This is a genomic window from Pantoea sp. CTOTU46764, assembly GCF_031974595.1.
GTDB classification, from domain to species: domain Bacteria; phylum Pseudomonadota; class Gammaproteobacteria; order Enterobacterales; family Enterobacteriaceae; genus Pantoea; species Pantoea trifolii.
The window spans coordinates 1-11,042 of record NZ_DALYOQ010000106.1 but is presented as its reverse complement, the minus strand read 5'-3'; the positions used below and the strand labels follow the sequence as shown (position 1 = coordinate 11,042).

The following is an 11,042-nucleotide window of genomic DNA, read 5'->3' as shown; positions in this document are numbered from 1 at the left end:
CGGCAAACTTCCTCGATGTGGGCGGCGGCGCAACCAAAGAGCGCGTGACCGAAGCCTTCAAAATCATCCTGTCTGACGATGCGGTAAAAGCCGTGTTCGTTAACATCTTCGGCGGCATCGTGCGTTGCGACCTGATCGCAGACGGCATCATCGGTGCAGTGGCAGAAGTGGGTGTAAACGTGCCAGTTGTGGTACGTCTGGAAGGTAACAACGCCGAGCTGGGCGCTAAGAAACTGGCGGACAGCGGTCTGAACATCATTGCAGCAACCAGCCTGACAGACGCTGCACAGCGTGTTGTAGCTGCAGCGGAGGGTAAATAATGTCCATTTTGATCGACAAAAACACCAAAGTCATTTGCCAGGGTTTCACCGGTGGTCAAGGGACGTTCCACTCTGAGCAGGCGCTGGCCTATGGTACGCAGCTGGTTGGCGGTGTCACGCCAGGCAAAGGCGGCACCACGCATCTCGGCCTGCCGGTGTTCAACACCGTGCGTGAAGCAGTAGAAGCGACTGGCGCAACCGCCACGGTTATCTACGTTCCAGCGCCGTTCTGCAAAGACGGTATTCTGGAAGCGATCGATGCGGGTATCAAACTGATCATCACCATCACCGAAGGTATCCCAACGCTGGATATGCTGACCGTGAAAGTGAAGCTAGATGAAGCTGGCGTACGCATGATCGGCCCGAACTGCCCAGGCGTGATCACCCCAGGCGAATGTAAGATCGGTATCATGCCGGGCCACATTCACCAGCCAGGCCGCGTCGGTATCGTATCGCGTTCAGGTACGCTGACTTATGAAGCCGTTAAGCAGACCACGGACATCGGCTACGGCCAGTCTACCTGCGTAGGTATCGGTGGCGACCCGATCCCAGGATCTAACTTCATCGACATCCTGAAACTGTTCCAGGAAGATCCACAGACCGAAGCGATCGTGATGATCGGTGAGATCGGTGGTAGTGCGGAAGAAGAAGCAGCAGCCTACATCAAAGCGCACGTGACCAAGCCGGTTGTCGGCTACATCGCGGGTGTGACTGCACCGAAAGGCAAACGTATGGGCCACGCAGGCGCCATCATTGCCGGTGGTAAAGGTACTGCTGATGAGAAATTTGCTGCGCTGGAAGCGGCTGGTGTGAAAACCGTACGCAGCCTGGCAGACATTGGTGACGCGGTTAAAGCGATTCTGCCAATCAAATAAGCCAGTATTGACGGATATTGAAAAGCCACCTTCGGGTGGCTTTTTTTTGGGTAATAACCCGCCGAAAACAGGGGCAAAAAGCGCAACGGTTTCAAGAACAGCGGCTATGCTTACTCTGTCCTCAGGGTAAAGAAGGGAAAAATCACTGGATCTTCTTCAAACAATTGGCGCACGACTTTCCAGAACGAGGTTAAATAATTGCGGAAAAGGTAATTATATTCTTAATTATAAGACGATGTTTTGACATCTAATTAACAACCACACTAACACTACATATCTGGAAATTTATAGTCTTAATCCAGATCAATAAATAGCGTGTTATAGGAAACTTTACCGCTAGCAAAACAGCGACTAACCGGTATAAATTGCGCTGCATCAATTCAGTCTTCGTCATAATTTTTCGGGAGTTTGTGCCAGGCGTTGTTATATCAATTCTGCCGCCTCCTCATTCCACTCCTGCTTAAAATTGACTGAAAGGATCGGTTTTTAAGGGAATTTTATCACTGTTACTCGCCATCTTCGGGCAACAGCTTTCTCTGTTCTATCAGTAACAAAACTGGAATCAATAATCAGTCGTTCCTGAATCTTATTCTGCGCGTCAATGTCTGTTGTTTGCCGTTGTCATCCGCAGGGGAAGTTCATGCGAGGAGCAAGGAGTCATCATGTTAGATATTGTCGAGCTGTCGCGTTTACAGTTTGCCCTGACGGCGATGTACCATTTCCTGTTCGTGCCATTAACGCTGGGTATGGCGTTTTTATTGGCGATCATGGAAACCGTATATGTCCTGACGGGGAAACAAATTTATAAAGATATGACTAAGTTCTGGGGCAAGTTGTTTGGTATCAACTTTGCGCTTGGCGTGGCTACCGGCCTGACCATGGAATTCCAGTTCGGTACCAACTGGTCATATTACTCACATTACGTCGGCGATATCTTCGGTGCGCCGCTCGCCATTGAAGGCTTAATGGCGTTCTTCCTCGAATCCACCTTTGTTGGCCTGTTCTTCTTCGGCTGGGATCGTCTGGGCAAGGTGCAACACCTTGCGGTGACCTGGCTGGTGGCGCTCGGTTCCAATATGTCCGCGCTGTGGATTCTGGTGGCGAACGGCTGGATGCAAAACCCGATTGCTTCCGAGTTCAATTTTGAAACCATGCGTATGGAGATGCTGAGCTTCTCCGAGCTGGTGCTAAACCCGGTTGCGCAGGTGAAGTTTGTGCATACCGTGGCCGCTGGCTACACCACAGGTGCGATGTTCATCCTGGGTATCAGCGCATGGTATCTGCTGAAAGGGCGCGATATTGCTTTCGCTAAACGCTCCTTTGCAATCGCAGCCAGCTTCGGTATGGCGGCGATTTTGTCGGTGATCGTGCTGGGTGACGAATCTGGTTATGAAATCGGCGACGTGCAGAAAACCAAACTGGCGGCGATTGAAGCAGAATGGGAAACCCAACCGGCTCCAGCTGCGTTTACGCTGTTTGGTATTCCGGACCAGGAAACGCAGGAAAACAAATATGCGATTCAGATTCCGTATCTGCTCGGTTTGATCGCTACGCGTTCTGTTGATACGCCCGTGACCGGTTTGAAAGATCTGCTGGCGCAGCATGAAGTGCGTATTCGTAACGGCATGAAAGCCTACGCGCTGCTGAACGAACTGCGTGGTGGTAGTAAAGATCCTGCTGTGCGCAGCCAGTTTGAAGCCAGCAAAAAGGATCTGGGTTATGGCCTGCTGCTGAAGCGCTATACACCGGATGTGGCTAACGCCAGCGAAGAACAGATTCAGAAAGCCACGAAAGACTCAATCCCACGCGTAGCACCGCTGTACTTCGCCTTCCGCATCATGGTGCTGGGCGGCGTGCTGATGCTGGGCATCATTGCACTCTCCTTCTGGAGCGTGATTCGTAACCGCATCGGTAAGTCGCGCTGGTTACTGAAAGCCGCGTTGTATGGCATTCCATTGCCATGGATTGCGATTGAAGCGGGTTGGTTCGTTGCCGAGTATGGTCGTCAGCCGTGGGCAATTGGTGAAGTGCTGCCAACCGCAGTCGCTAACTCCTCATTGACCGTCGGCGATCTGCTGTTCTCAATGACGCTGATTTGCGGTCTCTACACTTTGTTCCTCGTGGCGGAAATGTACCTGATGTTCAAGTTCGCGCGCCTCGGTCCAAGCAGCCTGAAAACCGGCCGCTATCATCATGAAACGCTGAAGACATCATCTCAGCCGGCGCGTGGATAAGGAGAGCAACCATGTTTGATTACGAAGTATTGCGCTTTGTCTGGTGGCTGCTGATTGGCGTGTTGCTGATTGGTTTTGCGGTCACCGATGGCTTTGATATGGGCGTCGGTATGCTGACCCGCATTCTCGGACGCACCGATACCGAACGTCGCATCATGATTAACAGCATTGCGCCGCACTGGGACGGCAACCAGGTTTGGCTGATCACCGCCGGTGGCGCGCTGTTCGCCGCCTGGCCAATGGTGTATGCGGCTGCGTTCTCCGGCTTCTATGTGGCAATGATTCTGGTGCTGGCTTCACTGTTCTTCCGTCCGGTGGGTTTTGATTACCGTTCGAAGATTGAAGATATGCGCTGGCGTGGCATGTGGGATTGGGGCATTTTCATCGGCAGCTTTGTCCCGCCGCTGGTAATTGGTGTGGCATTCGGCAACCTGCTGCAAGGCGTGCCGTTCCATGCTGACGAATATCTGCGCCTCTTCTATACCGGCAACTTCTTCCAGCTGCTGAATCCGTTTGGCTTGCTGGCCGGCGTGGTGAGTGTGGCGATGATTCTGACGCAGGGCGCAACTTATCTGCAGATGCGTACCGCTGGTGAGTTGCACGTCCGCAGCCGCAGCACCGCACAAATCTCGGCGCTGGTGATGATGGTGTGCTTCATCCTTGCCGGTGTGTGGGTGAAATACGGCATTGATGGTTATGTGCTGAAAAGCGTTATCGATCATCACGCCGCATCCAACCCGTTGGGTAAAGATGTGGTGCGTGAAGCGGGCGCATGGATGGTGAACTTCGAGCAGATGCCAGTGTTGTCGCTGTTCCCGCTGTTGGGCGTGGTGCTACCGCTGCTGACCATTCTCTTTTCGCGTATCGAGAAGGGCGCTCTGGCGTTTATCTCTTCTTCACTGACCTTAGCGTGCGTGATCATGACGGCCGGGATTGCGATGTTCCCGTTCATCATGCCATCCAGCACCGTGCCAGGCATCAGCCTGACGATGTGGGATGCCACCTCTAGCCTGCTGACGCTGAAAGTGATGACCATTGCCGCCATCATCTTTGTACCGATTATCCTGGCGTACACCGCCTGGTGTTATTACAAGATGTTTGGCCGTATCACCAAAGAACACATTGAGAGCAATACGCACTCCCTGTACTGATTAAGGAGATTGAGCATGTGGTATTTTGCCTGGATTCTTGGCACCTTGCTGGCCTGTGCGTTCGGTGTGATTACGGCGCTGGCACTGGAGCATGTTGAAGAGAGCAGCGCCAAGGACGAGCAAGTCTGATGCGCACACTGATTCAGACGCTGTATCGTCTGATGGACAAGGGCCCACTTCGGGCCCTTTCGCTAATCCTCGCGTTGTGGCTGGCAGGCTGTGTGATTTGGCAGCCAACGCGCTTTGCCGCGCGTACCAGTGATTTAGCGATATGGCATGGAATGCTGCTGATTTGGGCCGTTTGCACCGGCGTGATTCACGGCACCGGCTTCCGCCCGCAGCGCCTGCGCTGGCAAGCGCTGTTTTCTCCGCTGCCGGCAATGTTGGTGTTAATCGTGGGAATTTTCTGGTTCTACCATTAAGTCCAGGCTCAGGACTTAAAAACGCTGCATTTTCAGGCGCTGACGTGAGGTTTTGTCAGCGTCCGGTCAAGAAACATCCTATAAATCCTTCCAGTTGTTAACCTGTGATAATTATTTTCGCTTGGCTCTGGCGGACCATTCCCAAGCCGATCTCACTTGCGTATAGTAGCAACGTTTAAAATGAGACCGGGATGTAGAGTGAGTACTACGCTGTTTCGCTGGCCGGTTCGTGTCTATTACGAAGACACCGATGCCGGTGGTGTGGTTTACCACGCCAGTTATCTTGCTTTCTATGAACGAGCACGTACCGAAATGTTGCGCCAGCACCATTTCAATCAGCAGGTCCTGTTGGAAGAGCAGGTGGCTTTTGTGGTACGACGCATGACGATCGATTTTGTTGCGGCTGCACGTCTGGACGATCTTTTGGAAATTCAAACCGAAGTGACCTCAATGACGCGTGTAACGATGACGTTCTCGCAGCGTATCGTGAATGCAGAAGGCAAAGTGCTAAATGAAGCAGAAGTCCTGATTGCCTGCATCAACCCACATCTAATGAAGCCAATTGCGCTTCCCAAGTCTATTGTCGCGGAGTTTAAGCAGTGACTGACATGAATGTTCTTGATTTGTTCCTGAAGGCGAGCCTTCTGGTCAAACTTATCATGTTGATTTTGATCGGCTTTTCTATTGCCTCATGGGCGATCATTATTCAGCGTACGCGCATTTTGAATGCGGCGGGGCGCGAAGCCGAAGCCTTTGAAGATAAGTTCTGGTCGGGTATCGAGCTGTCACGCCTGTATCAGGAAAGCCAGGGACGCCGCGACGAATTGAGCGGATCTGAGCAAATTTTCTATTCGGGTTTCAAAGAGTTTGCGCGCTTGCACCGTGCTAACAACCATGCGCCGGAAGCGGTTGTAGAGGGCGCGAGCCGTGCGATGCGTATCTCCTTCAATCGTGAACTGGAAACGCTGGAAACTCACATTCCTTTCCTTGGCACCGTTGGCTCCATCAGCCCGTATATCGGTCTGTTTGGTACGGTGTGGGGGATCATGCACGCCTTTATCGCCCTCGGTGCGGTAAAACAGGCCACGCTGCAGATGGTTGCTCCGGGTATTGCCGAAGCGTTGATCGCGACCGCAATCGGTCTGTTTGCGGCCATTCCTGCCGTTATGGCGTACAACCGTCTGAACCAGCGCGTTAACAAGCTGGAACAGGGCTACGACAACTTCATGGAAGAGTTCACGGCTATCCTGCATCGTCAGGCTTTCTCCACCGAAAACACGAAGTAAGTCGAGGTTTACGATGGCCAGAACCCGTGGTCGCGGTAAACGCGACCTTAAGTCGGAAATCAACATTGTTCCACTGCTGGACGTGCTGTTGGTGTTGCTGCTCATCTTTATGGCAACCGCGCCGATTATTACCCAGAGCGTGGAAGTGGATCTGCCGGATGCGACAGATTCCAAAACCGTCTCAACTGATGATAATCCACCGGTGATTGTTGAAGTGTCTGGTGTTGGCCAGTACAGCCTGGTGGTGGATCACGATCGTATGACGCAGTTGCCGCCGGAGCAGGTGGTGAGCGAAGCGCAGCGCCGGATTGAAGCCAATCCGAAAACGGTCTTCCTGATCGGCGGTGCGAAAGACGTCCCTTACGACGAAATCATCAAGGCGCTGAACCTGTTACATCAGGCAGGCGTGAAATCTGTCGGTTTGATGACGCAGCCGATTTAAAGCGAACCGTTTTTGGGAACCGAGTGTGTCGAAGGCAACCGAGCAGAACGACAAGTTAAAACGCGCAATAATCGTTTCGGTGATTCTGCACATCGTGCTGATCGCCTTACTGATTTGGAGCTCGTTTAACGAAAAAATCGAATCCAGCGGTGGTGGCGGTGGCAGTGATATTGACGCAGTGATGGTCGATTCCGGCGCCGTGGTTGAGCAGTATAACCGCCAGCAGAATCAGCAACGAGACAGCCAACGCGCCGAGCAGCAGCGTCAGAAACAGTCGCAGCAGCAGGCCGAAGAGTTACAGCAGAAACAAGCTGCTGAGCAGCAGCGCCTGAAAGAGATGGAAAAAGAGCGCTTGCAGGCCCAACAGGAAGCCAAAGAACAGGCGAAGCAGCAGGCTGATCAGCAGAAAGCCGCTGAAGCCGCCGCTAAGCAGGCGCAGGAACAGCAGAAAACGGCCGAAGCCGCTGCAGCGAAAGCCAAGGCGGATGCCAAAGCGGAAGCCGATGCGCAGGCAAAAGCAGCCGCCGACGCCAAAGCCAAAGCGGCAGAAGAAGCTAAGCAAGCCGCAGCTGACGCGAAGAAGAAAGCGGACGCGGAAGCCAAAGCTGCCGCTGCTGAAGCGGCCAAAGAGAAAGCGGCGCAGCAGGCAAAAGCGGCCGCAGAATCGAAAGCCAAAGCGGATGCTGAAGCCAAAGCTCAGGCTGCTGCCGATGCAAAGGCGAAAGCGGCTCAGGAAGCGAAAGAAGCTAAAGAGCAAGCGGCTGCTGAGGCGAAAGAAAAAGCCGCTGCAGAAGCGAAAGAAAAGGCTGCTGCCGAGGCGAAAGCCAAGGCCGATGCAGCTGCGAAGGCCAAGGCGGATGCAAAAGCGAAAGCCGCTGCTGATGCCAAAAAAGCCGCCGCGGAAGCTGCGAAGAACGCAAACGCCGTTGACGATCTGTTAGGTGGTTTGTCTTCTGGTAAGAATGCACCGAAAAGTGGTACTGCGTCGGGTGGCGCTGCAGGGCAGGGCAATCAGAAGAAAGCGGGTGCATCCGGCGCGGACATCAACAATTACCTGGGCCAAGTGGTTGGCGCAATTCAAAGCCGTTTCTACGATGCGGATTTGTATAAAGGTAAAGAGTGCAACCTGCGCATCAAGCTGGCACCAGATGGTTTACTGATTGATGTTAAATCGGAAGGCGGCGACCCAGCCTTGTGTCAGGCCGCTATCGCTGCCGCGAAGCAGGCGCGTATTCCAAAGCCGCCTTCGCAGGCGGTGTATGAAGTGTTTAAAAACGCACCTATGCGTTTCAAACCAGAATAATGCAGTAACGTACGGCAGGTTGAACTATGGTTAGCTCGCCGTACTCTATAAGTACTCGTGTTTTTCAGGAACTGTGCGAATTATCATGAACCTCTGGTTCAGGTAAGGGAGAAAAAATGAAGCAGGCACTTCGTGTAACCTTAGGTTTTTTTGTACTGCTGTGGGCAGCAATGCTTCATGCAGAAGTCCGTATTGAAATTACGCAGGGCGTTAACACCGCACGCCCTATTGGTGTGGTTCCGTTCCAATGGGCTGGCCCAGGCGCGGCACCAGAAGACATCGGCGGGATCGTTTCTGCTGACTTACGCAACAGCGGTAAATTCAATCCGCTGGACCGTTCACGTCTGCCACAACAGCCAGCCAGCGCGCAGGAAGTTCAACCTGCCGCATGGAGCGCATTGGGTATTGATGCGGTCGTGGTCGGCCAGGTAACGCCAAACGCTGACGGCAGCTATCAAGTTGCCTATCAGCTGGTGGATACCGGCTGGCACAGAACTCTTACAAAGTGACTAAACAGTGGCTGCGTTATGCGGCGCATACTGCCAGTGACGAAGTGTTCGAGAAGCTGACCGGCATCAAAGGCGCATTCCGCACCCGTATTGCCTATGTGGTGCAGACCAATGGCGGTCAGTTCCCGTATGAGTTGCGCGTGTCGGATTACGATGGCTACAACCAGTTTGTGGTTCACCGTTCACCGCAGCCATTGATGTCTCCGGCCTGGTCGCCAGATGGCAGTAAAGTGGCTTACGTGACCTTCGAAAGCGGCAAATCTGCGCTGGTCGTGCAGACGCTGGCCAACGGTGCAATCCGTCAGGTGGCTTCGTATCCGCGTCACAACGGTGCGCCAGCCTTCTCACCAGACGGTTCTAAACTGGCCTTCGCGCTGTCGAAAACCGGTAGCCTGAACCTGTACGTGATGGATCTGGCTTCAGGTCAGACGCGTCAGGTGACGGATGGTCGTTATAACAGCACTGAACCGACGTGGTTCCCGGATAGCCAGACGCTGGCTTACACCTCGGACCAGGCCGGTGCGCCTCAGATTTATAAAGTTGGTATCAACGGCGGTGCGCCACAACGTATTACCTGGGAAGGTGCGCAAAACCAGGATGCGGATGTGTCAACCGACGGCAAAACTATGGTGATGATCAGCAGCGCCGGTGGCGCTCAGCACGTCGCCAAACAGGATCTGGTAACGGGAGCCGTTCAAACAATAACGGACACGTTCCTGGATGAAACGCCGAGTCTGGCGCCAAACGGCACAATGGTAATCTATAGCTCTACTCAGGGGATGGGTTCCGTGTTGCAGTTGGTTTCAACCGACGGGCGTTTCAAAGCGCGTCTTCCGGCAACTGATGGACAGGTCAAATTCCCTGCCTGGTCGCCGTATCTGTGATGCATAGATCCCCTGCACGGCGGGGGATTAAAATGTATGGCAAACAAAATAATAGGATAAAGAAATGCAACTGAACAAAGTGCTGAAGGGTTTGATGCTGGCTCTGCCGGTTATCGCAGTAGCTGCATGTAGCTCACACAAAAACAACAACAACGATCAGACTGGTATGGGCGCTAACGACGGTGCTTACGGTGCTGGTCAGAACGGTAACATGTCTTCTGACGAGCAAGCGCGCCTGCAGATGCAGCAGCTGCAGCAGAACAACATCGTTTACTTCGGTCTGGACAAGTATGACGTGGCTTCTGACTACGCTCAGATGCTGGATCAGCACGCGGCATTCCTGCGTGGCAACCCGTCTTACAAAGTGACCATCGAAGGTCATGCGGATGAGCGCGGTACTCCAGAATACAACATCGCCCTGGGCGAACGTCGTGCAAGCGCCGTTAAGATGTATCTGCAAGGCAAAGGCGTTTCTGCTGACCAGATGTCTATCGTATCTTACGGTAAAGAAAAACCAGCTGTACTGGGTCATGACGAAGCGGCTTACGCTAAAAACCGTCGTGCCGTACTGGTTTACTAAGAAAATATCATGATGAGTAACTTCAGACTTCATCTGTTGAGTCTGTCGTTACTGGTTGGTTTAGCGGCCCCTTTGGGGGCTGCTAATGCCCAGGCGTCAATCAGTAGCGTTGGCTCAGGCTCGGTCGAAGACCGCGTCACCACTCTTGAACGTATCTCTAATGCCCAGGCTCAGCTTCTGCAGCAATTGCAGCAGCAGATGAGCGATAACCAAAGCGATATCGATTCGCTGCGCGGGCAAATCCAGCAAAACAGCTATCAGCTTAATCAGGTGATTGAGCGCCAGAAGCAGCTCTATCAGCAAATCGACAGCCTCAGCTCCGGCAGTAACGGTGCACAGGCCGGCGGTGGTGCGGATGCCGCTGCTGCAGGCGCTGCGGGTGCCGCAGCGACTGATAGCGGTAACAGCGATAGCGCCAGCGCGGCCGCGCCAGCACAAACTGGCGATGCCAACACGGATTACAATGCTGCCGTTGCGCTGATTCTGGAGAAGAAGCAGTACGATCAGGCGATTACTGCCCTGCAGGCTTGGGTGAAGAAATATCCTGATTCTACCTATCAGCCGAATGCCAATTACTGGCTGGGTCAGCTGTATTACAACAAGGGTAAAAAAGACGATTCGGCCTATTATTTTGCCACTGTGGTAAAAAATTACGCGAAATCGCCAAAAGCTCCGGAAGCGCTGTTTAAGGTTGGCGTGATCATGCAAGAGAAGAACGACACGGCGAAAGCCAAGGCTGTCTTCCAGCAAGTGATCAAACAATTCCCAAATAGTGATTCTGCTAAGCAGGCGCAAAAACGTCTTGCTGGGTTGTAATTTGTGCTTAAAAGACCGGATTTCGTGTGATTTCTGGTCTTACAGCATGAAAGGTAAGCAATTGAGACATTTAGTGGAAAATAAGGGTTGCGCCCTCCCGCTAAATCAGTAATATATGCCGCCGTTGCCGGGACATATCTTAACAAGTATCGGCAGCACTGAAGATGGGTCGTTAGCTCAGTTGGTAGAGCAGTTGACTTTTAATCAATTGGTCGCAGGT

The 11,042-nt window shown here is 53.0% G+C and carries 11 protein-coding genes and 2 pseudogenes; all 13 read left to right on the top strand.

The features are described from left to right. Positions 1-320: pseudogene (sucC, locus tag RTM06_RS22005) on the top strand (succinate--CoA ligase subunit beta); the annotation flags it as partial. Further along, positions 320-1,195: a succinate--CoA ligase subunit alpha gene (gene sucD, locus RTM06_RS22000; RefSeq protein ID WP_312184711.1), complete on the top strand. Its 876-nt coding sequence runs from the start codon at positions 320-322 to the stop codon at positions 1,193-1,195. The pseudogene sucC and the gene sucD, both read left to right, overlap by 1 nt. Positions 1,196-1,857: 662 nt before the next feature. Continuing rightward, a complete protein-coding gene (cydA, locus tag RTM06_RS21995; protein ID WP_154153344.1) occupies positions 1,858-3,429 on the top strand; it encodes a cytochrome ubiquinol oxidase subunit I in 1,572 nt (523 codons plus the stop codon). Positions 3,430-3,440: 11 nt separating this feature from the next. Beyond that, on the top strand, positions 3,441-4,580 hold the full coding sequence (gene cydB / locus RTM06_RS21990) for a cytochrome d ubiquinol oxidase subunit II (RefSeq protein ID WP_312184710.1): 1,140 nt from the start codon (positions 3,441-3,443) through the stop codon (positions 4,578-4,580). A 15-nt stretch (positions 4,581-4,595) separates the two neighbouring features. After that, entirely contained in the window at positions 4,596-4,709 is a 114-nt protein-coding gene (gene cydX, locus RTM06_RS21985) for a cytochrome bd-I oxidase subunit CydX (RefSeq protein ID WP_007890642.1), read from the top strand. Beyond that, entirely contained in the window at positions 4,709-5,002 is a 294-nt protein-coding gene (ybgE, locus tag RTM06_RS21980; RefSeq protein WP_256695939.1) for a cyd operon protein YbgE, read from the top strand. Before cydX ends, ybgE begins: the two co-directional genes overlap by 1 nt. A gap of 198 nt (positions 5,003-5,200) precedes the next feature. Then, the gene (gene ybgC, locus RTM06_RS21975) at positions 5,201-5,605 is read left to right on the top strand and encodes a tol-pal system-associated acyl-CoA thioesterase (protein ID WP_312184709.1); all 405 of its coding nucleotides are present in this window, start codon (positions 5,201-5,203) and stop codon (positions 5,603-5,605) included. Next, positions 5,602-6,288 (top strand): Tol-Pal system protein TolQ, encoded by a 687-nt coding sequence (tolQ, locus tag RTM06_RS21970; protein ID WP_256695940.1) that lies wholly within the window; start codon positions 5,602-5,604, stop codon positions 6,286-6,288. The genes ybgC and tolQ overlap by 4 nt, the downstream gene beginning before the upstream one ends. A gap of 13 nt (positions 6,289-6,301) precedes the next feature. Beyond that, positions 6,302-6,730 carry a colicin uptake protein TolR gene (tolR, locus tag RTM06_RS21965; protein ID WP_008107389.1) on the top strand — a complete coding sequence of 143 codons (429 nt, stop codon included), beginning with the start codon at positions 6,302-6,304 and terminating at the stop codon, positions 6,728-6,730. A 25-nt stretch (positions 6,731-6,755) separates the two neighbouring features. After that, complete coding sequence (gene tolA, locus RTM06_RS21960) at positions 6,756-8,033, top strand: cell envelope integrity protein TolA (protein WP_312184708.1); 1,278 nt, start codon at positions 6,756-6,758, stop codon at positions 8,031-8,033. Positions 8,034-8,149: 116 nt separating this feature from the next. Beyond that, positions 8,150-9,426: pseudogene (gene tolB, locus RTM06_RS21955) on the top strand (Tol-Pal system beta propeller repeat protein TolB). A 64-nt stretch (positions 9,427-9,490) separates the two neighbouring features. Then, a complete protein-coding gene (gene pal, locus RTM06_RS21950) occupies positions 9,491-10,006 on the top strand; it encodes a peptidoglycan-associated lipoprotein Pal (protein ID WP_008107396.1) in 516 nt (171 codons plus the stop codon). A gap of 9 nt (positions 10,007-10,015) precedes the next feature. Beyond that, complete coding sequence (gene cpoB, locus RTM06_RS21945) at positions 10,016-10,822, top strand: cell division protein CpoB (RefSeq protein WP_312184707.1); 807 nt, start codon at positions 10,016-10,018, stop codon at positions 10,820-10,822. Positions 10,823-11,042: the final 220 nt, after the last annotated feature.

Coding starts and splice junctions, on each gene's coding strand:
- cpoB (WP_312184707.1), top strand. CDS start 10,016: ATGATGAGTAACTTCAGACTTCATCTGTTGAGTCTGTCGTTACTGGTT.
- tolR (WP_008107389.1), top strand. CDS start 6,302: ATGGCCAGAACCCGTGGTCGCGGTAAACGCGACCTTAAGTCGGAAATC.
- sucD (WP_312184711.1), top strand. CDS start 320: ATGTCCATTTTGATCGACAAAAACACCAAAGTCATTTGCCAGGGTTTC.
- cydX (WP_007890642.1), top strand. CDS start 4,596: ATGTGGTATTTTGCCTGGATTCTTGGCACCTTGCTGGCCTGTGCGTTC.
- pal (WP_008107396.1), top strand. CDS start 9,491: ATGCAACTGAACAAAGTGCTGAAGGGTTTGATGCTGGCTCTGCCGGTT.
- ybgE (WP_256695939.1), top strand. CDS start 4,709: ATGCGCACACTGATTCAGACGCTGTATCGTCTGATGGACAAGGGCCCA.
- cydB (WP_312184710.1), top strand. CDS start 3,441: ATGTTTGATTACGAAGTATTGCGCTTTGTCTGGTGGCTGCTGATTGGC.
- cydA (WP_154153344.1), top strand. CDS start 1,858: ATGTTAGATATTGTCGAGCTGTCGCGTTTACAGTTTGCCCTGACGGCG.